This is a genomic window from Hydrogenophaga sp. (genome assembly GCF_030373245.1).
Taxonomy (GTDB): Bacteria; Pseudomonadota; Gammaproteobacteria; order Burkholderiales; family Burkholderiaceae_C; genus Hydrogenophaga.
In genome coordinates this window covers 219,426-239,589 of the sequence record NZ_JAUCZF010000004.1, presented here as the reverse complement: position 1 = coordinate 239,589, position 20,164 = coordinate 219,426, and the positions used below count along the sequence as shown (strand labels likewise).

At 64.2% G+C, this 20,164-nt stretch carries 19 protein-coding genes; 9 read left to right on the top strand and 10 right to left on the bottom strand.

The annotated features are described in order from the left end of the window. The first annotated feature begins 15 nt into the window (after positions 1-15). From QUV25_RS11350 to QUV25_RS11340, 3 genes are all read left to right on the top strand, one after another. Positions 16-1,032 (top strand): transglutaminase family protein, encoded by a 1,017-nt coding sequence (locus QUV25_RS11350; RefSeq protein ID WP_300863901.1) that lies wholly within the window; start codon positions 16-18, stop codon positions 1,030-1,032. Between the two features lie 120 nt (positions 1,033-1,152). Next, positions 1,153-1,623: a RidA family protein gene (locus QUV25_RS11345; RefSeq protein WP_300863900.1), complete on the top strand. Its 471-nt coding sequence runs from the start codon at positions 1,153-1,155 to the stop codon at positions 1,621-1,623. A gap of 372 nt (positions 1,624-1,995) precedes the next feature. Beyond that, on the top strand, positions 1,996-2,763 hold the full coding sequence (locus tag QUV25_RS11340) for a hypothetical protein (RefSeq protein WP_300863899.1): 768 nt from the start codon (positions 1,996-1,998) through the stop codon (positions 2,761-2,763). Between the two features lie 164 nt (positions 2,764-2,927). Here the strand turns inward: QUV25_RS11340 and QUV25_RS11335 are convergent, their stop codons facing one another. The 3 genes from QUV25_RS11335 to QUV25_RS11325 form a co-directional block, all read right to left on the bottom strand. Next, positions 2,928-4,034, bottom strand: coding sequence for a crosslink repair DNA glycosylase YcaQ family protein (locus tag QUV25_RS11335; RefSeq protein ID WP_300864231.1), 1,107 nt, complete (start codon positions 4,032-4,034; stop codon positions 2,928-2,930). A 16-nt stretch (positions 4,035-4,050) separates the two neighbouring features. Further along, positions 4,051-6,402, bottom strand: coding sequence for a DNA topoisomerase IV subunit A (parC, locus tag QUV25_RS11330; RefSeq protein ID WP_300863896.1), 2,352 nt, complete (start codon positions 6,400-6,402; stop codon positions 4,051-4,053). Positions 6,403-6,554: 152 nt separating this feature from the next. Beyond that, the gene (locus QUV25_RS11325; protein ID WP_300863894.1) at positions 6,555-8,525 is read right to left on the bottom strand and encodes a DNA topoisomerase IV subunit B; all 1,971 of its coding nucleotides are present in this window, start codon (positions 8,523-8,525) and stop codon (positions 6,555-6,557) included. Positions 8,526-8,693: 168 nt separating this feature from the next. Between QUV25_RS11325 and QUV25_RS11320 the strand changes: the two genes are divergently transcribed. The 5 genes from QUV25_RS11320 (at position 8,694) to bamC (ending at position 12,748) form a co-directional block, all read left to right on the top strand. Continuing rightward, a complete protein-coding gene (locus QUV25_RS11320) occupies positions 8,694-9,929 on the top strand; it encodes an MFS transporter (protein WP_300863892.1) in 1,236 nt (411 codons plus the stop codon). Beyond that, the gene (locus QUV25_RS11315) at positions 9,926-10,054 is read left to right on the top strand and encodes a hypothetical protein (protein WP_300863890.1); all 129 of its coding nucleotides are present in this window, start codon (positions 9,926-9,928) and stop codon (positions 10,052-10,054) included. Before QUV25_RS11320 ends, QUV25_RS11315 begins: the two co-directional genes overlap by 4 nt. 2 nt (positions 10,055-10,056) lie before the next feature. Further along, positions 10,057-10,617, top strand: a complete 561-nt coding sequence (locus QUV25_RS11310) for a bifunctional 2-polyprenyl-6-hydroxyphenol methylase/3-demethylubiquinol 3-O-methyltransferase UbiG (protein WP_300863888.1) — start codon at positions 10,057-10,059, stop codon at positions 10,615-10,617. Positions 10,618-10,697: 80 nt separating this feature from the next. Continuing rightward, positions 10,698-11,585 carry a 4-hydroxy-tetrahydrodipicolinate synthase gene (gene dapA / locus QUV25_RS11305; RefSeq protein ID WP_300863887.1) on the top strand — a complete coding sequence of 296 codons (888 nt, stop codon included), beginning with the start codon at positions 10,698-10,700 and terminating at the stop codon, positions 11,583-11,585. 71 nt (positions 11,586-11,656) lie between these two features. Next, entirely contained in the window at positions 11,657-12,748 is a 1,092-nt protein-coding gene (gene bamC / locus QUV25_RS11300; protein ID WP_300864230.1) for an outer membrane protein assembly factor BamC, read from the top strand. A 91-nt stretch (positions 12,749-12,839) separates the two neighbouring features. On the opposite strand, the gene QUV25_RS11295 is transcribed toward bamC, so the two are convergent. From QUV25_RS11295 to QUV25_RS11285, 3 genes are all read right to left on the bottom strand, one after another. After that, positions 12,840-13,232, bottom strand: coding sequence for a hypothetical protein (locus QUV25_RS11295; protein ID WP_300863885.1), 393 nt, complete (start codon positions 13,230-13,232; stop codon positions 12,840-12,842). Between the two features lie 237 nt (positions 13,233-13,469). Next, the gene (locus tag QUV25_RS11290) at positions 13,470-13,979 is read right to left on the bottom strand and encodes a hypothetical protein (protein ID WP_300863884.1); all 510 of its coding nucleotides are present in this window, start codon (positions 13,977-13,979) and stop codon (positions 13,470-13,472) included. Positions 13,980-14,003: 24 nt separating this feature from the next. Next, positions 14,004-15,143 (bottom strand): cupin domain-containing protein, encoded by a 1,140-nt coding sequence (locus QUV25_RS11285; RefSeq protein WP_300863882.1) that lies wholly within the window; start codon positions 15,141-15,143, stop codon positions 14,004-14,006. A gap of 14 nt (positions 15,144-15,157) precedes the next feature. On the opposite strand from QUV25_RS11285, the gene QUV25_RS11280 reads away from it, so the two are divergent. Next, entirely contained in the window at positions 15,158-15,691 is a 534-nt protein-coding gene (locus QUV25_RS11280; RefSeq protein ID WP_300863881.1) for an FKBP-type peptidyl-prolyl cis-trans isomerase, read from the top strand. 59 nt (positions 15,692-15,750) lie between these two features. Here QUV25_RS11280 and dut read toward each other — a convergent pair whose 3' ends face one another. The 4 genes from dut to QUV25_RS11260 form a co-directional block, all read right to left on the bottom strand. Next, positions 15,751-16,200, bottom strand: a complete 450-nt coding sequence (dut, locus tag QUV25_RS11275) for a dUTP diphosphatase (RefSeq protein WP_300864229.1) — start codon at positions 16,198-16,200, stop codon at positions 15,751-15,753. A gap of 14 nt (positions 16,201-16,214) precedes the next feature. Continuing rightward, on the bottom strand, positions 16,215-18,026 hold the full coding sequence (locus QUV25_RS11270; RefSeq protein ID WP_300863880.1) for a TRAP transporter large permease subunit: 1,812 nt from the start codon (positions 18,024-18,026) through the stop codon (positions 16,215-16,217). Then, the gene (locus QUV25_RS11265) at positions 18,023-18,625 is read right to left on the bottom strand and encodes a TRAP transporter small permease subunit (RefSeq protein ID WP_300863879.1); all 603 of its coding nucleotides are present in this window, start codon (positions 18,623-18,625) and stop codon (positions 18,023-18,025) included. Before QUV25_RS11265 ends, QUV25_RS11270 begins: the two co-directional genes overlap by 4 nt. 192 nt (positions 18,626-18,817) lie before the next feature. Next, positions 18,818-19,897 (bottom strand): TRAP transporter substrate-binding protein, encoded by a 1,080-nt coding sequence (locus tag QUV25_RS11260; RefSeq protein ID WP_300863877.1) that lies wholly within the window; start codon positions 19,895-19,897, stop codon positions 18,818-18,820. Between the last annotated feature and the right edge of the window lie 267 nt (positions 19,898-20,164).

The window sequence follows — 20,164 nt, the reverse complement described above, 5'->3', positions numbered from 1 at the left end:
GTGCGGGTCGCTGTCATGAGGCTGCGCATCCACCACGAGACGCTCTACGACTACCTGGGCACGGTGGCACTGGCCCAGCACATGGTGCACCTCACGCCGCGCGCGGGCGCGGGTCAGCAAGTGCTGCACCACGAGATCAAGATCACACCCGAGCCGGCGACCCGCAGCGAGACCATCGACGTGTTCGGCAACCTGCGCACCTTTTTCTCTCTGCAGGCTCCCCACGAAACCCTCCGGGTGGATGCACAGAGTGAGGTGGAGACCTCCAAGCCCTGGCCACTGCCCGACAACCCGGCCTGGACCGTGCAGAGCTGGGAATGGCTGCGAGAACATTTCCGCTATCGTGTTCAGGCGCCCTACGATCCGGCGAGCGAGTTCCTGTTCGCTTCACCCTACGTGCCGCGCGACGATGCCTTTGCCGCCTTTGCCCGGCCGGTGTTCGCCACGGGCTTGCCGGTGCTGGAGGCAGTGCGCGCGCTGACGGAGCGCATCCACACCGACCTCACTTACGAGACAGCCAGCACCGAGGTCAACACACCGGCGCTGCAAGCGCTGGAACAGGGCAAAGGCGTGTGCCAGGACTTTGCGCACATCATGCTCGGCTGCCTGCGCAGCCTGGGCCTGCCCGCGCGCTACGTCAGCGGCTACCTGCTGACGCAGCCACCACCCGGCAAGCCGAGACTGATCGGCGCCGACGCCTCTCACGCCTGGGTAGCGCTGTACGTGCCGCTGCCCGTCGGATTCATCGCGCCCGACGGTGCGCCCACCAGCGGCCCAGGCGCATGGTTTGATTTCGACCCCACCAACAACCGATGCGGCTGGGGCAGCCCGGGGGAAGATTACGTGACGCTGGCCGTGGGTCGGGACTTTTCTGACGTCTCGCCCATGCGCGGCGTGATCCAGGGTGGGGCCGGTCATGAGCTGGATGTGGCGGTCACCGTGGCCCCACCCGAAGAATGGGCCCAGCTCGCTCCGCGGGCTCCTGCCTCAGAAGCGACGCAGTCGCAGTCGCAATCCAGCACGCCTGGCTGACAACGCGTCGCAAAAAAAGTCGTGTGAACAGGCCCCAGACCATCCGCACGGGCCAGTCCAGACACAGCTCTAAAATCCAGTGAACCCGACCATCCCCCACCGCATTCAGGAGACCTACCGATGAGCATCTACGACAAACTGGCCGAACTCAAGATCGAGCTGCCCCCGGTGTCCGTCCCAGCAGCAGCCTACGTGCCCTTTGTTCAGACCGGCAATCTCATCTTCCTCAGCGGTCACATCGCCAGGCAAGACGGCAAGCCGTGGGTCGGTCAGGTGGGTCTCACCATGACCACCGACGAAGCCAAGGTGGCCGCGCGCGCCGTCGCGATCGACCTCATGGGCACACTGGCCGCCGCCTGCCTGGCCGGGGGCAAAACGCTGGACGATGTGAAGCGCATCGTCAAGGTGCTGAGCCTGGTCAACAGCACCGCCACCTACACCGAGCAACACCTGGTCACCAACGGCTGCAGTGAACTGCTCGGCCAGGTGTTCGGTCCGCAAGTCGGCGCACACGCTCGCAGCGCCTTTGGCGTGGCGCAGTTGCCGTTTGGCGCTTGTGTGGAGATTGAGCTGATTGCCGAGCTGGGCTGACCGAAGGGCTTTGACGAATGGCCGACAGCAGTTACCGTCGAATCTCGGCGAAACTAGGCAGGGCCTAGGCGCATTCCATTGTCAAGCAGCCCTCCCTCAGGACAAGAAGCACAGGAGAGAACATTGATATCCCGATCTGACCCGCCGCAACCCAGCCCATCACGCAGAACCTTGCTGCAATCACTCGCACTGCTGTCCACTTTTGTCGGGGTGGTTGCCTGTGGCGGGGGCTCAAGCGCTGCACCTTCACAAAGTTCCAGCCCAGCTCCAGCACCCACGCCGCCCGGGACGCCTGCGACGCCGTCGCCTCCCGCAGCTTCGCCGCCCCCCAACGGTCCTCGCGTCCCGGTTTCACTGGGCGCGCGCCTTGCCGTGACCGGCCACTCCATCCCTGACGCCGTCATCAAATACCCATGGGCCGGCGTGATCAGGGCAGCTGGTGCCGCGCCTAACATCGTGTCGACGACCGGCCCATTCGCAGGCGCACGTTTCCGCTGGGAAAACCCGTGGCCTGCACCAGACATCGTTCGTGATGTCATGGAAGCGCCCGGCGCATCGTTCGACCTGTTCCTGGGCACTGAGGCGTTCGGTGGCGACTACGACGGCAGGCAATCGGTGGGCGGCATTGCAGAGAATCCTGACATCGGACCTTGGGCCGTGCTGTGGCACAACCTTGCCGCATCGACCGGCGCCCAGACTTTTTACAGCAACTTCTGGCGCAACGATCCCCCGCGCATTTTTGGCGCTTCATGGCGGGCATCTTGCGATCTTGAGGCTCCGCTGTGGGACGGCATCATTGACTACGTGAACGCAAACCGGGCGGGCGGCACAAGCCCGATGCGCCTTGTCCCATGGTTGCAGGTCTACATGGCCGTCCATGACGCCATTCAGGCTGGACAGATCACCGGCATCACGATGGGCAATCTTTTTTCTGACGACGTGCACCCCGACCGAATTGGCAGATGGGTACAGATGGCCACGATGATGTCTGTGATGTACCACCGCCACCCCGACGAAATGCCCAACGCAGTGCCGTTGGAGTTCGGCGGCTTTGAAACCATCAACGCTGGGCTCGCGGCGCAGCTTCGCCCCATCGTGTGGGCAACCTGCCTCGCCACGTCGAGGGCAGGTCTGGCTTGATCTGGCGCGACCTACGGCAAAAGAAGGGGCAAGTGAGCAATTCGCAGTTGTCGATGGGGGCTTGCCTGACGATGGAATGGATGGCTAAGCTGGGCGGCCTGCAACAAGCCAAAGCCTGTCGGTAGCTCGCGCGTGCGCGAAGCCGCTCGTGAACGGAAGTCCTTTCAGACTGTGCCGCCAAGCCCCAGAAAAACCTCACACTCACCCACGCTTTGCTCCAGCGCCGCTTTGAAAGCGGGCCCCCTGGGCTGGCTGCCCACAAAGCCCAGCTCATGACGCAAGCGGCCACCGTCTGCGCGCAGATTCCCCCAACCCAGCATTTTCTCGCCCCACAGAACCGGCAAGGCATAGTGACCCATGGTGCGCTTCGCAGCGGGCACATAGGCTTCGAACTTGTAGGCCCAACCCCAGAGCAATTCAAACCGGTGACGGTCCCAGACCACAGGGTCGAACGGGGCCAGGAAGCGCAGCTGATCGTCAGGCGAGTGGCGGCGCGAACGCGGATTTTCATCGGCGGGCCAGAACCAGCTTTGGCCTTGCACCTGGGCGTGGCCATAGCGGCTGGTAGCGAGCTTGAGCGCTTCGCGCACCTGGGTTTTCAGGTGGGGCGCGCCATAGGCCAGCAGGCGCGCCAAGTACGCCAGGCTTGCCGCAGGCAATGGCGCATAGAGCGCCACCACACGATCCAGCAGGCCTTGCGCCCGCTCGCGCTTCGCCGCCGCGCGGTCGTCCTGCGCCGGATGCTCCACCGCCTCGAACACCCGCGTGCCAGCCTCGCGCCGCTGCACGCGCAGCAAGCCCCGGTAGTGCATGTCGTCCAGCAGGTGCGTGGTGGCTTGCAGGCTGCTGCCCCAGGCGCTGGTGGCGCGGCCGTGATGAGCAAAAGCCTGTTGCACTGTGGCGGGGTGCACCGCACCTCGCTCGCGCACAAAGGCCAGCAATTCGGCGGCGCGTGCCCGGGTGCTGGCATCCCAGGCCTGGCGCGGCACGCGCGGGTGCAGCAGCGCCAGCGTCTCGCGCGGCAGAAATCCGTAGTTGACGAAGCAGTCTTCATCCACATCCAGCTTGGGATAGCGACGCTCCAGGTCGCCCGCCCGGTAGCCTTTGACTCGGTGGCTCAGGATCAGGTCTTGCGCGCGCGCCGGTGCGCGCATGGGATCGGCCTGCACAAATCCCAGCCGCCTGATGGCGACCGGCAGCGTGGTGGGTTTGAACAGGCTGCGCGCGATGGCGTAGCGACGCAGCTCGTCGAGCGTGAGCGGGCGTGCCACACTCACGCTCACGCCGTCACTCCACCCGCGTGATGCGGTTGGGCTTGAAACCCAGATCGGCTGCCTTGCCTTTGCGCGCTCGGGCGGCGCGGGCGTTGTTCAGGCTGCGAATTTCCAGCGTTTCCTCGCGCTCTTTTCCACCCCGGCCAATGCCTTCGATCTTCACGCTGCGCGTGTAGGCGGCCGCGCCGGCCAGGGTGTCTTTGGGCTCCAGGTCGAGCAGCATCAGGCCGCGGCCGCCCTTCTCCATGACCTTGAGCTCGCCAATCTCGAAGGTCAGGATGCGGCCCCCGGTGGAGGCGCAGGCCACATGGGTGGCCCTGGCCAGCGGCTGGCTGCCCGAGCTGTTGGCCGCATGGGACGGCGCGCACACGGTTTCGCCCTCGCCCACGGTGATGAAGGTCTTGCCCGCCCGCTGGCGCGACACCAGGTTGTCGACCGAGGCCAGAAAGCCGTAACCACCGGTGCTGGCCAGCAGCAACTGGGCGTTGGCCGGGCCGGCGAAGTAGTGCACCGGCTGGGTACCGCTTTCCAGCTCGATCAGCGTGGTGATGGGCTGGCCGTCGCCGCGCGCGCCGGGCAGGCTGGCCACTGGCACCGAGTAGACGCGGCCGTTGCTGCCGAAGACGATCAGCGTGTCCACGGTGCGGCACTCGAAGGTGCCGTACAGGCCATCGCCCTCTTTGAAAGCGAAGCTGGTGGCCTCAAAGCCGTGGTTCTGTCGAGCCCGCACCCAGCCTTTGCGCGAAATGACCACGGTCACCGGCTCGTCCACCACCTTGATCTCGGCCACGGCCTTTTTCTCGGCCTGAATCAGTGTGCGGCGGGCATCGGCGAAGGTCTTGGCGTCGGCCTCGATCTCTTTCACCATCAGGCGCTTCAAACTGCCTGGGTTACCCAGGATGTCTTCGAGCTTGCCCTGCTCTTCGCGCAGGTTGCTGAGCTCCTGCTCGATCTTGATCGCCTCCAGCCGAGCGAGCTGGCGCAGCCGGATTTCCAGAATGTCTTCGGCCTGCCGGTCGCTCAGTTTGAAGCGCGCGATCAGCGCAGCTTTGGGCTCGTCGCTCTGGCGAATGATGGCAATCACTTCGTCGATGTTGAGCAACACCAGTTGCCGACCTTCGAGGATGTGAATGCGGTCCAGCACCTTGTTCAGCCGGTGCTGCGAGCGGCGGACGATGGTGGCCTGGCGAAACTCGATCCACTCGGTCAACATGAGCCGCAGCGATTTCTGTGTGGGCCGTCCGTCGATGCCGATCATGGTCAGGTTGATCGGCGACGAGCTTTCCAGGCTGGTGTGGGCCAGCAACGCGGTGACGAGTTCCTGTTGCTCGATGCGGCTGCTCTTGGGTTCGAACACCAGGCGCACCGGCGCGTCCTTGCTCGATTCGTCGCGCACGCCGTCCAGCACCATGAGCATGCTGGCCTTGAGCTGCGTCTGGTCCTGGCTCAGCGCCTTCTTGCCGGTCTTCACTTTCGGGTTGGTGATCTCTTCGATCTCTTCCAGGACCTTTTGCGTGCTCACACCCGGCGGCAGCTCAGTGACCACCAGATTCCACTGGCCACGCGCCAGGTCTTCGATCTTCCAGCGCGCGCGCACCTTGAGGCTACCGCGGCCGGTGCGGTAGGCGTCGGCGATGTCGCTCGGTGGGCTGATGATCTGGCCGCCGCCGGGGTAGTCGGGCCCGGGCAGGATGGTCAGCAGGTCTTCGTCGCTGAGCTTGGGATTTTTGATCAGCGACACGCAGGCATCGGCCACCTCGCGCAGGTTGTGGCTCGGGATCTCGGTCGCCAGACCGACCGCAATGCCAGAAGCGCCGTTGAGCAAATTGAACGGCAGGCGCGCCGGCAATTGCTTGGGTTCTTCAAACGAGCCGTCGTAGGTGGGAATAAAATCGACCGTGCCTTCGTCGATCTCGTCGAGCAGCAGCCCGGTGATGCGCGCCAGCCGCGCCTCGGTGTAACGCATGGCGGCGGCGCCGTCGCCATCGCGCGAACCGAAGTTGCCTTGGCCGTCGATCAGCGGGTAGCGCTGCGAAAAGTCCTGCGCCATGCGCACCAGCGCGTCGTAGGCGGCCGAGTCGCCGTGCGGGTGGTACTTGCCCAGCACGTCGCCCACCACGCGCGCACTCTTGACCGGCTTGGCCGCCGTGTTGCGGTTCGGCCCGCCAAAGCCCAGGCCCATGCGCTCCATGGCAAAAAGGATGCGCCGCTGCACCGGCTTCTGCCCGTCGCACACGTCGGGCAGCGCACGGCCCTTGACCACAGAGAGCGCGTACTCCAGGTAGGCGCGCTGCGCGTAGTTGGCAAGGTTGTCCTCACCCGGCACATCGGCCGGCCGCAAATCAAGTTCAGGGGTGTCGTTCATACAGATTCAACCATTCAGAGGATCGCAGCGAGCGCGAGACGTTCATCACAGAACATCGCGGAGCCGGCTTCGCCGGGCCGCAGATGTTGCCCCCTGGAAGGGGGGTGACGCCAAAGGCGGCGCGGGGGGAGTCCAGCTCGCGGCGCGGGGGGTCAAACATCCACTTCAATAGAGTCGCCGTGCAATTCCATCAGTTCGCGGCGCGACGCGGCCTCGCCTTTGCCCATGAGCTTGGTGATGAGCGCTTCGGTGCCGGCAAAGTCAAGCGAGCCCAGGGTGACGGGCATGAGGCGGCGAGTGTCGGGGTTGAGCGTGGTGTCCCACAGCTGCTCAGCGTTCATCTCGCCCAGGCCTTTGAAGCGGCTGATCTGGCACTTCTCGCGCGCCAGGCCGTCTTTCTCCGCCTTGTCGAGGATGGCGTGCAGCTCGCCGTCGTCCAGCGCGTACTGCTTGACGGCGGGCTTCTTGCCACGGGCCGGCACGTCCACCCGGTACAGCGGTGGGCGCGCCACGTAGACATGACCGGCCTCGATCAGCTTGGGAAAGTGGCGGAAGAACAGCGTGAGCAACAGCACCTGGATGTGCGAGCCGTCCACGTCCGCGTCCGACAGGATGCAGACCTTGCCGTAGCGCAGGCCGCTCAGGTCAGGCGTGTCCAGCGGTCCGTGCGGATCGACGCCGATGGCCACGGCGATGTCGTGGATTTCGTTGTTGGCAAACAGGCGGTCGCGCTCCACCTCCCAGGTATTGAGCACCTTGCCGCGCAACGGCAGGATGGCCTGGCTCTCCTTGTCGCGGCCCATCTTGGCGCTGCCACCGGCCGAGTCGCCCTCGACCAGAAACACCTCGTTGTGCGCCAGGTCGCGGCTTTCGCAGTCGGTCAGCTTGCCCGGCAACACAGCCACGCCGGAGCCCTTGCGCTTCTCCACCTTCTGCCCGGCCTTCTGCCGCGTCTGCGCCGCCTTGATGGCGAGTTCGGCCAGCTTCTTCCCGTAGTCCACGTGCTGGTTGAGCCAGAGTTCCAGTGCCGGGCGCACGTAACTGCCCACCAGGCGCACCGCGTCGCGCGAGTTCAGCCGCTCCTTGATCTGGCCCTGAAATTGCGGATCCAGCACCTTGGCGCTCAGCACGTAGGAGGCGCGGGCAAACACATCTTCAGGCAGCAGCTTCACGCCCTTAGGCAGCAGAGCGTGCAACTCGATGAAGCTCTTGACGGCCTGGAACAGGCCGTCCCGCAGACCGCTTTCGTGCGTGCCACCGGCACTGGTCGGGATGAGGTTCACGTAGCTCTCACGCACCGGCTGACCGTCTTCGGTGAATGCCACGCACCAGGAGGCGCCCTCGCCTTCGGCGAAGCTGTCGTGTCCGCTGTCGGCAAAGCCTTCGCCCTCGAACAGCGGAATCACCGGTTCGCCGTTGAGCGTCTGCTGCAGGTAGTCGCGCAATCCGCCCTTGTATTGCCAGGCCTGCGTGTCCTGGGATTTTTCGTTCACCAGCGTTACGCTCACGCCAGGCATCAGCACCGCCTTGCTGCGCAGCAGATGGATGAGCTCTGCCATGGGCAGGGTGGCCGATTCAAAATACTTGGCATCGGGCCAGGCGCGCACCGTCGTGCCCTGCTTTCGGTCGCCTTCGCCTCTGGGTCTCAACACCAGCGGCTCGACCACGTCGCCGGCCGAAAAAGCGAGTCGGGCGACCTGGCCCTCGCGAAAACTGGTCACTTCAAGCCGGGTCGAGAGCGCGTTGGTCACGCTCACGCCGACGCCGTGCAGACCGCCGGAAAAGCTGTAGGCGCCGCCCTTGCCTTTGTCGAACTTGCCGCCGGCATGCAGCCGAGTGAACACCAGCTCGACCACCGGGGCCTGCTCTTCCGGGTGCAGGCCAAACGGGATGCCGCGGCCGTCGTCCTCCACGCTGACCGAGCCGTCGGCGTGCAGCGTGACCTTGATCTTCTTGCCATGGCCGGCGAGCGCCTCATCAGCCGCGTTGTCCAGCACCTCCTGGATGATGTGCAGCGGGTTGTCGGTCCGGGTGTACATACCCGGGCGCTGTTTGACCGGCTCCAGCCCTTTGAGGACGCGGATTGAACCTTCGGAATAGTCGGAGTTGCTTTGAGTCGCCATAGGGGAGGATTGTACGGGTCAACCCGGGAAACAACTGTGATTACATACAGATTTCACCCCCCAGTCCGCCGGTCATGAGCCATTTGCAGGCGGTCGATGCAGCCGTTTCACGCAGCGCCTGACGCCTGGGTGCGCGCACGTTGGCGGCGATTTCGCTACAGTCGCCCGATGTCCACCTTTTCCCAGGGCGCCCCGCGCCTCACCGCTGCCCAGGTGCTGATCTGCGGCGCCGCCATCGTCACCCTGTCCATGGGCATCCGCCATGGCTTTGGCCTGTGGTTGCAGCCCATCACCCAGGCCCAGGGCTGGACGCGCGAGAGCTTCTCTCTCGCGATCGCGGTGCAAAACCTGTCCTGGGGCGTGTTCGGCATCTTTGCCGGCATGGCGGCCGACCGCTTTGGCGCCATGCGGGTGCTCATGATCGGCGCCGTGCTTTATGCGCTGGGCCTGATGGGCATGGCGCTGACCACCACGACGCTGGGCTTTGCGCTGACCACTGGCGTGCTCATTGGCGCAGCGCAGGCGGGCACCACCTACGCGGTGATTTACGGCGTGATCGGGCGCCAGATTCCGCCCGAAAAACGATCTTGGGCCATGGGCGTGGCAGCGGCCGCAGGCTCGTTCGGCCAGTTCCTCATGGTGCCGGTGGAAGGGTGGCTGATCAGCGGCTTCGGCTGGCAGGCGGCGTTGCTGATCCTGGCTGGCTCGGTGCTGCTGATCCTGCCGCTGGCGCTTGGCCTGCGCGAATCTGGGTTTGTGGGCGGCATGGCGCCGCCGCGCGAGCAGACCATCTGGCAGGCGCTGAGCGAAGCCATGCGCTACCGCAGCTTCCAGCTGCTGATGGCAGGCTACTTCGTGTGTGGGTTCCAGGTGGTGTTCATCGGCGTGCACATGCCGAGCTACCTGAAGGACAACGGCCTGTCTCCCGAGGTGGCGAGCTATGCGCTGGCGCTGATCGGCCTGTTCAATGTGATCGGCACCTACGCCGCTGGCGCACTCGGCCAGCGCGTGCCCAAGCGCCATATCCTGGCTTTCATCTACCTGGCGCGCGCCGTTGTGATCGCCATTTTCCTCGCGGTGCCGCTCACGCCAATGAGCGTTTACGTGTTTTCTTCGGTGATGGGCCTGCTGTGGCTTTCCACCATCCCGCCCACCAATGCCACGGTGGCACAGATCTTTGGTGTGGCCCACTTTTCCATGCTAGGCGGCTTCGTCTTCTTCAGCCACCAGATTGGCAGCTTCATGGGCGTGTGGCTCGGAGGTGTGCTCTACGACCGCACTGGAAGCTACGACATTGTCTGGTACATCGCGATCGCTCTGGGCGTGTTCGCCGCCCTGATCAACCTGCCGGTGCGCGAGACCCCGATCGAGCGCGGACCACAGCGCGCGGGAGCAATGGCGTGAAGCCGCTGGCGCTCAAGGCCTTGCTGTGGTCGGCTGTGGCCATGGCTCTGCTGGGCACGCTCACGCTCTATCAACGGCCCGATTTCCTCGTGAGTCTTGCCGACCAGCTCTGGAGCTGTTTCTGAGCATGCACAAGCACGGTCTTGAGCCGCCATCCGAATGGGTGCAACGTTGGAGCCATCTGGTGCCAGCGGGCGGGTCGGTGCTGGACGTGGCCTGTGGCCATGGCCGGCACATGCGCTGGTTCGCGTCGCGTGGCCACACCGTCACCGGCATCGACCGTTCCCCCGAGGCCATTGCCGCCGTGGCCGATCTCGGCAGAGCCACCCTGGCCGACATCGAAAACGGCCCCTGGCCGCTGACCGGTGAGACCTTCGACGCGGTGGTGGTCACCAACTACCTCTGGCGGGCACTGCTGCCGCGCGTGGTGGAGAGCGTCGCACCGGGCGGCGTTCTGATTTACGAGACCTTTGCCCTCGGCAACGAAACGGTGGGCAAGCCGTCGAGACCCGACTTCCTGCTGCGCGAAGGCGAACTGCTGACCCTCACCGAAGGACTGCGCACAGTGGCGTTTGAGGATGGCTTCTGCACCGCGCCCGATCGCTTTGTGCAGCGCATCGTGGCAACGCGAAAACGGTCCTCGCCATCCACCGCGCCCGAGCGGTTTGCCCTGAAGGCCGCTGAGTAGAATGGCAGGTTGGCGCGCCGCCTCAGGCTCCTGCCTCCAGATACCCTCGCGGACACCGTCCGCCCCGTGAGACCCTTGTCATGAAAACCATCACTGGCAGCATCGTCGCCCTGATCACCCCCATGCAGGCCGATGGCCGCGTGGACTACCCTGCGCTGCGCAAACTGATCGACTGGCACATCGCCGAAGGCACGGACTGCATCGGCGTCGTGGGCACCTCGGGCGAGTCACCCACCGTCACCACCGACGAACACTGCGAAATCATCCGCGTGGCGGTTGAGCAGGCAGCCAAGCGCGTGCCCATCATGGCCGGCTGCGGCTCCAACTCCACCGCTGAAGCCATCAACCTGGCGAAGTACGCGCAAAAGGTGGGAGCCGACTGCCAGCTGCAGGTCGTGCCCTACTACAACAAGCCGACCCAGGAAGGCCAGTACCAGCACTTCAAGGCCATTGCCGAGGCCACCGGCGACCTGCCCATCGTGATGTACAACGTGCCCGGTCGCACGGTGGCCGACATGTCGATCGAGACCGCGCTGCGCCTGGCGCAGCTGCCTGGCATCGTCGGCACCAAGGAGGCCACCGGCAACATCGAGCGCGCTCAGTGGCTGATCCGTGAGGCGCCAGAGGGCTTTGCCATCTACTCCGGGGACGACCCCACCGCAGTGGCACTGATGCTGTGCGGCGGGCACGGCAACGTGAGCGTGACGGCCAACGTGGCGCCGCGCCTGATGCACGAGCTGTGTGTGGCCGCCATCGCCGGCGACGCCAAACGCGCCATGGACATCCAGTTCCGTCTGATGCCGGTGCACAAACACCTGTTCATCGAAGCCAATCCGATCCCGGTCAAGTGGGCGATGTCGCGCATGGGCCTGTGCGGTCAGACCGCACGCCTGCCGCTCACGCCATTGAGTGAAGCGCTGGAACCCTTGGTGGAAGCCGCCCTCAAAGACAGTGGGTTGATCGACTGAACAAGCGCTCGGCCAGCGCTACCTCTTATCTCTTCTTCGAACTGCTCATGCACACACATTTCCTGCGCCCCTTGTCTTCCGCCTCGCGCTTAGGCGCGATTGCCCTGGCCGCCTTCCTGGCTGCGGGTTGCAGCGTGCTGCAGGAAGACAAGATCGACTACCAGAGCGCCAAGAAAGGCAGCTCGCTGGATGTACCGCCCGACCTCACGCAGCTCAGCCGCGATGCGCGCTACCAGGTGCCTGGCACAGTGGTCACAGCCAGTGGTTATCAGAGCGGCACGCCGACCGCCACCGCCGGGCAAGCAACCGCGGTCAACGCCGTGGCCGACGTGCGCATCGAGCGCGCTGGTGGCCAGCGCTGGCTGGTGGTGGACCGCCCGGCCGACAAGCTGTGGGGACCGATTCGCGACTTCTGGCAAGAGAACGGTTTTGTGCTGGAGTTGGACCAGGAAAAGCTCGGCATCATGGAGACCGACTGGGCCGAAAACCGGGCCAAGATTCCGCAGGACATCTTTCGCCGCACCATCGGCCGCGTATTCGAAAGCCTCTATTCGACCGGCGAACGCGACAAGTTCCGTACCCGACTGGAGCGCAGTGGCGAGGGTCGCACCGAAATTTTTGTCAGCCACCGCGGCATGGTTGAGGTCTACGCCAGTGCCCAGAAAGACCAGACGATCTGGCAGCCACGCGCGGCCGATCCTGAGCTCGAAGCCGAGTTCCTGACCCGCCTCATGGTCAAGCTGGGGGTCAGCGAATCCCAGGCCCAGGCCGCCGCGGCGAGCGCGCCGGTACAGGCCGCGGCCCGTCTGGCGACGGTTGACAACCAACCGGTGATCCAGATCGACGAGGGTTTTGACCGCGCCTGGAGGCGTGTCGGCCTGTCGCTGGACCGCAGCGGCTTCACCGTGGAAGACCGAGACCGCAGCCAGGGCATCTACTTCGTGCGTTTCGTGGCACCCAGCGGCGCCGATGCAGAAAAGCCAGGGTTCTTCGGCCGCATCTTCAGCGGCTCCAAGTCCGACGCCTCTCCGGCGCGTTACCGGGTGGTGGTGCGCAGCGAAGACAACCGCAGCAAGGTCAGCGTCTTGGATGGCCAAGGCCAGCCCGACACCTCAGGCAATGCGGCGCGCATCGCCCAGTTGTTGGTGGACGACCTGAAGTAAGCGGTCGACATTCACGACCGACACCGCAACAAAAAAGCCGCCCGAGGGCGGCTTTTTTGCTTGTGGCGCGCGAGGCACGCCAGCCAGCGATTTACTGCGCAGGCTTCACGGCGCCTTTGGCGGCATCTGCAGCGGCTTTGGCAGCTTCAGCAGCCTGGTCGGCAGCCATCTTGGCGGCTTCAGCGGCCTTGTCGGCGGCTTCCTTGGCGGCGTCCATGGTGGCCGCGGCGCTGTCCTTGGCGGCATCCATGGTGGCGGCGGCGCTGTCCTTGGCGGCGTCCATGGTGGCGGCAGCGCCTTCTTTGGCGGCGTCCATGGTGGCAGCAGCGCCTTCTTTGGCAGCGTCCATGGTGGCAGCGGCACCTTCTTTGGCGGCATCCATCGCGGCCGGAGCGGCAGGCGCTACGGGCATTTCTTCTTTTTTACCGCAAGCGGTCAGGGCGATGGCGGCAAGCAAGCTGGCGAGCAGAATGGATTTTTTCATGATGACAGTTCCAATGGATGAGGATGAACAAACAGGCTTTTTTCTCAGGCGCCAACCAAAAAAAAACCCGGATCCAGGATCCGAGCTTGGTTGACCCAGTCGGGTGGCCGTTTTTGAACATGGCCCACTGACTGAACCGAAATCATATCGAGAAATGTGCATCCGTATTTACCCTGATCATCTTTTTCTTTTGGACACGTTTTTGCGTCGCATTCTCGCAACTTTTAATACAAAAGATCACAATCCCAAGGTGGTCGCTGCAAAGGACGGTGCGCCCTTGTGCCAGCAGGCCTCCAGCCGCTCCAGCAAGTTTGTGCGCCTGGGAGCGTCATGACTGCTGACGCCAGTGGAGCGCACCGGGTCCAGCCGCTCCAGCGTCCAGCCAGGTGACCAGATCGCGCTCGGGAGCTCGCTGCCGGATGCGCCCGGGCAGGCATGGGCCTGCACCCGGTGGCCCCAGGTGGTGCGCCACTGCACCATCCGCGGATGGGCCAGCCTCAAGGGACCGAAGTCGCGCGCCAGCAGGCGGATCTCCCGCCCGTTGCCTGCCCAGCGGCCCAGCGCATCGATCACAGCACGCTCCCCCAGCGGCCAGTCCAGAAAATCAGGATCGCTGAGAACCAGGCTTGGCCAGCCCTCTTGAGCCGCTGTGTCCAGCGCCCGACGCACAAGCTCGGTGAAGGCGTTTCGACCTTCGAACCGGCCGACGGGCAGAGGCGAGGGGTTTGCGCTTGGGGTGTCGGTCATGGTGGCTCCTTGGCGACGCGGCGGTCAGTCGTGTGCCAGCTGCAGCCAGCCGGCTTCGAACCAGTCCTTCAAAAGTGCCTGCGCGTCTGCCGAGGCACGCCGAATCTGCTGCTCGGTCAGTTCACGCCGATCGGCCAGATGGTGCATCAGCCGGGCATCGGCGCCGCCGGCCCGAAAGCTTTCCCCGTTGATGAACACATGGCGCTTGTCGTACATCATGCGCGTGCGACGATCGAGTGTCACACGGCCCGGCCGCCAGGCCACCTGGGGTTCATCAAACCAGACCCGGGGTTTGGGCTCGGTCATCACCTCGCCCAGCGCGCAGGCCAGCGAGTGGCTGTCAGCGACCAGACGTTGCAGCGCATCCTGCGCAAAGGCCTGCAAACCGGCTGGCATGGCGCCGGGCGTGGCGGTTGCGGCCTGGGAAGGGTCACGGTACAGCGTCTCGTCTTCGCTGGCTTCGGCCATGCGCTGCAGCAGCTCGGCCGCCAGAGCCCCGCGTTGCGGCGACCGAAAGCCCACCGACACCGTCATGCAGTCGCCGCCAACCGCGACGCCGTCGTGCGCCCAGCGCGGCGGCAGGTACAGCATGTCGCCGGCCCCTAGCAAGTGCTCTTCCTGTGGCTCAAAGTGGCTCAGGATCTTCAGCGGCATGTCGGGCACCAGGGACAGGTCGCGCTGGTGCCCGATGCGCCAGCGGCGCTGCCCGCTGATTTGCAGCAGGAACACGTCGTAGCTGTCGACATGCGGACCCACACCGCCACCATCGCTGGCCCAGGACACCATGACGTCGTCAAGCCGGGCGTCGGGCACGAAGCGGAAACGGCGCAGCAGATCGTTTGCCGCAGGCAGATGCAAGTCCAGCCCCTGGACCAGCAGCGTCCAGCCGGCCTGTTTGAGCGGCGGCAGGACACTGCGCTTGAAAGGCCCGTGACGCAGGCTCCATGCATCGCCCTGCTTCACGATCAGGCGCGACTCCACTGCGGCGTCCCCGGCCATGGCAAACAGCTGGGCGCGCTCTACCGGGGGTAACGCCTGATCGCCCAGAGCCCGGCGGATCAGCAGCGGCTTTTTCTGCCAGTGGCGGAGCATGAACTGATCGGGCGACAGACCGCCCAGCAGGGTGGTGGGCAGCACAGTGGGTGAAGATGCAGCAGAGGTCATGGGACAATTGTCGGATGAAAATCAGCGAACAATGTGTGGTGTCCCTGAGCTGGACACTCAAAGACACCCTGGGCGAGACGCTCGATGTGCTGGAAGAACCGGTGGAGTTTCTCGTCGGTGGCAGCGATTTGCTGGATAGCCTGGAGCAAGCACTCATCGGACGCCGCGCGGGCGAAGCGGTTCAGTTGCAGCTGGAACCCGAGCAGGCGTTTGGCGACTACGACGATGCGCTGTTGTTTCTGGAACCACGCCACCTGTTTCCAGACGAGCTGGAAGCCGGCATGGGCTTCGAAGGTCTGCCCGCTGGCTGCAACGCTGCGGCGCCCAAAGACCGTCTTTACTTTGTGAGCGATATCTACCCGGATCACGTCGTGATGGATGGCAACCACCCGCTGGCGGGCATCGCCCTGCGCATCAGCCTGAAGGTGCACGCGGTGCGCGACGCCACGCTGGATGAAATCGGCCGCGGCACGCTGGGCACCGGCTTTTTTCGTACCGAGATCACCAGTTCGCCAGGCGACACCGACGGTCAGCCGACCCTTCACTGAGCGTTCCGGCACCAGAAAAAAAGGCCGCAAAAAGCGGCCTGAGCAGGTGCGCTGACGGCTCAGCCGCGGCCAGTAGACCCATAACCGCCCGCGCCGCGCTCGCTGGCCACCTCGAAATCGGCAACCACGCGAAACTCGGCCTGCACCACCGGCACGATGACCAGCTGTGCCAGGCGCTCCATGGGCTCGATGGTGAATGGCACGTCGCTGCGATTCCAGGCGCTCACCATGAGCTGGCCCTGGTAGTCGCTGTCGATCAGACCGACCAGGTTGCCCAGCACGATGCCGTGTTTGTGGCCCAGACCAGATCGCGGCAGGATCAGTGCCGCATAGCCCGGGTCGGCCAGATGCATGGCCAGTCCAGTGGGCACCAGCTGCCAGGCATTGGCCGCCAGAGTCAACGGCGCATCCAGACAGGCCCGCAAATCCAGCCCGGCGCTCCCCGGCGTGGCATAGGCCGGAAGCTGGTCCGCCAGCCGCGGATCCAGCACCTTCACATCAATCTGCATCGAGGCCATGGTGCTCAGTTCGCGGGCTTGACCGCTTCCTCCAGAGCCTTGAGCGCGTCCTGCGCTTCCTTGTCTTCCCCGGTGTCCGGCTGCGGAATGGCCGGGTCGACACCGGGCGTTTCACCCAGGGGCACACGCGGCGGCGGAATGTTGCCGACTTCAGGCATGGTGAAGTCCTGCCCTGGCATGTTCTCGAGCATGTTGTCGATCGCGTTCTCGTCCACCACCACCGGCTTGTCGAGGTTGCCGGTCACGATGCCCGGGTTGAGCACGATCACGGTCACCATGATGATCTGCAGAAAGATGAAAGCAATCGACCCTTTGTAGATTTGCCCTGTGGTCACCGCCTTGATCCGCTGCCCGGTCACCACGTCGTCGTAGTCGCTGCGCGCGGCCACGCTGCGCAAGTAAAACAGTGCGAAACCGAACGGCGGCGTGAGGAAGGAAGTCTGCAGGTTCATCGCCAGGATGATGCCGAACCAGATCAGGTTGATATCCAGCTTCTCGGCTACAGGCGCCAGCAGCGGCACGACGATGAATGCGATCTCGAAGAAGTCGATGAACATGCCCAGGATGAACACCAGCAGGTTCACAAACAGCAGGAAGCCGAGCTGGCCGCCGGGCAGCTTGTCGAACAGGTGCTCGACCCAGATGTGACCATCGGCCGCGTTGAAGGTGAAGCTGAAGACGGTGGAGCCGATCAGGATGAACATCACGAAGATGGACAGCTTGGTGCTGTTTTCCAGCGCCTGCTTGAGCAGATTGAACGACAGCGTGCGCCGGCCGGCGGCCATCAGCAAGGCGCCGAGCGCACCCATGGCGCCACCCTCGGTGGGCGTGGCGATGCCGAGGAAAATCGTGCCGAGCACCAGGAAGATCAGCACCAGCGGCGGAATCAGCACGAAGGTCACGCGTTCAGTCAGGCGCGAGAGCAGGCCCAGGCCAAACAGCTTGTTGGCCAGTGCCAGGCCCAGCGCCAGGAATGAACCGATGGTGGTCGAGAGGATGAAGATTTCGTCCCGCGCAGCGGGCATCTCGCGTCCGAGCATCGGGTTCATCACCGATTCGTGCACACGCGACCAGGCAAACGCCACACCCGCGCACAGCACCAGCAGGACCAGCAGCGAACGGTGACCGCTCGCGCCATTGGGCTCCGAGTAGATGCGCGCCTCGGGCGGCAGCGCCGGCACCCACTTGGGCTTGACGAACGCCACCACGACGATGAACAAGAGGTAGAGGCCCACGAGCATCAAACCGGGCAACAAGGCGCCTGCATACATGTCACCGACCGAGCGGCCCAGCTGGTCGGCCAGCACGATCAGCACCAGCGAAGGTGGCAAGGCCTGAGCCAGCGTGCCCGACGCAGTGATGGTGCCGGTGGCAATGGTGCGGTTGTAGCCATAACGCAGCATGATGGGCATGGCGATCAGACCCATGGAGATCACCGAGGCTGCGACCACACCGGTGGTGGCGGCGAGCAGCGCCCCCACCAGCACCACCGCGATGCCGACGCCGCCGCGCAGCGGACCAAACACCTGACCCACCGTTTCCAGCAGGTCCTCGGCCATGCGGCTGCGCTCCAGAATGATGCCCATCAGCGTGAAGAACGGGATCGCCAGCAGCGTGTCGTTCTGCATGATGCCGATCACCCGCAGCGGCAGCGCCTGGAACAGATTGGACGGGAAAAGACCCAGTTCCATGCCGATGAAACCAAAGAACAGCCCGGTCGCCGACAGCGAGAAAGCGACCGGAAAACCGGCTAGCAGGAAGATCAGCAGGCCGGCAAACATCACCGGCACGAAATTGTTGGTCAGCAGTTCGATCATGACGTTGCTCCGGCTTTGCGGGCCTTTTCCTGCGCCGCGATTTCTTCGGCCAGCAATTCGGTTTCACTCGGACCGGTGTGGCTGAGCACGTCGGGTCCGTCGCCCGTGAGGAAGGCAGCGCGCTTGATCAGCTCGGAGAAGCCCTGCAACATGAGCAGCGCAAACCCCAGCGGGATCAGCGCATAAACCGGCCAGCGGATCAGGCCGCCGGCATTGGTCGACACCTCGCCAGAAACATAGGCCTGCGCCAGCACCGGCCAGGCCAGGGTGGCCATCATGTAGCACAACGGGAACAGGAAAATGAGGATGCCGCCGATGTCGATCCAGTTGCGCGTGCGAGCGCTGAACTTGCTCGAGATGAAGTCAATGCGCACATGGGCATTTTTCAGGAACGCGTAACCCGCGCCCAGCAGGAACACCGCAGCGAACAGGTACCACTGGATTTCAAGCCACGCATTGGAGCTGGTGCCTACGGTTTTGCGGATGATGGCGTTGGCGGCGCTGATCAGCGTGGTGGCCAGAACCAGCCACATGGCCAATTTACCGACAAGGATGCTGAAGCCGTCGATCAGACGGGACAGGCGAAGCAGGAGCGACATGAAGAGTCCCCGGTTGGGAGTCGTGAGGGAAGCAAACACAGCGCCCTTGTGCGGACGCCCGACGATGAGGCTTTAGGCCTCATGGCTTCTAGAAAGGATAGACAAGAGCCGCGGTAAGCAACTGGAAAGCTGGAAAATTCGCGCAAAAAACCCCGCACGCGCGGGGTTTTTTGCGACTGCAATCGCAGCCGATTACAGCTTGGCCGACTGCATGTAGCGGTCGAAGGTTGCTTCGGTGAAGCGGAACCACAGGTTCTGGTCCTTGCGGAACGTCGAGTAGTCGGCGTAGATTTTTTTCCACTCCGGTTTGGTGTCGTTCAACTCGGTGTACAGAGCCATCGACTCCTTGTAGGCCAGGTCCATCACCGTCTTCGGGAACGGCAACAGCTTGGCGCCACCAGCGACCAGGCGCTTGAGCGCGCCGGGATTGCGGGCATCGTAGCGGGCCTGCATCTCGGTGTGCGCGTAGGAAGCAGCGGCTTCCACGATCGCCTGGTTCTCCTTCGACAGGGCGTTGAACGCGGCCTTGTTGATGTAGAAGTCAAGTTGGGCGCCGCCTTCCCACCAGCCTGGGTAGTAGTAGTTCTTGGCAACCTTCTGGAAGCCCAGCTTCTCGTCGTCGTAAGGGCCGACCCACTCGGTGGCGTCGATGGTGCCCTTTTCCAGCGCCTGGTAGATCTCGCCACCAGGGATGTTCTGGGGCACACCGCCCATGCGGGTCAGCACGCGACCGGCGAAACCGCCGATGCGCATCTTCAGACCATTGATGTCAGCCGCCGACTTGATTTCCTTGCGGTACCAGCCACCCATCTGGGCGCCGGTGTTGCCGCCAGGGAAGTTCACGATGTTGAACTGGTCGTAGAACTCGCGGAACAGCTTCATGCCGTTGCCGTCGTAGTACCAGGCGGTGAGCTGACGGCTGTTGAGGCCAAACGGGATCGCCGTACCCATGGCGAAGGCTTCGTTCTTGCCGTGGAAGTAATACGGTGCCGTGTGAGCTGCTTCAACCGTGCCTTGCTGCACGCCGTCGACCACGCCGAAGGCTGGCATCAACTCGCCACCCGGGTGCACCGAAATGGAGAACTTGCCGCCCGACATGTCGTTGACTTTTTGCGCAAACACTTCGGCCGCGCCGTAAATGGTGTCAAGGGCCTTGGGGAAACTGGAAGCCAGGCGCCAGCGAATGGCGGCCTGTGCATGAACAGCGGGAGCTGCTCCTGCGGCCAGCACACCGGCAATACCGGCATGCTTGATGATGGAACGACGATCCATGGTGTTGCTACTCCATTTTGAGGGTTTAACTCGACACACTCACCGGATAAGGTGAGCAGGGCAAGGCGCTTAGGCCCGTGCATTGTAAGGATCGCACCCTCCCGAACCGCACGGGTTTTCCCTTGGGAAGGGACCAGAAATCCCTTGAGCCACAAGGTATTTTGGCGCTTTTCCCGAGGGCTGCAAATTGCTTCAACCTACCCCTGAAATTTGCTCACGCGCACATCTGGACCCAGAGCGGCGGGCACCGCCCTTGTGCGCGGTGGT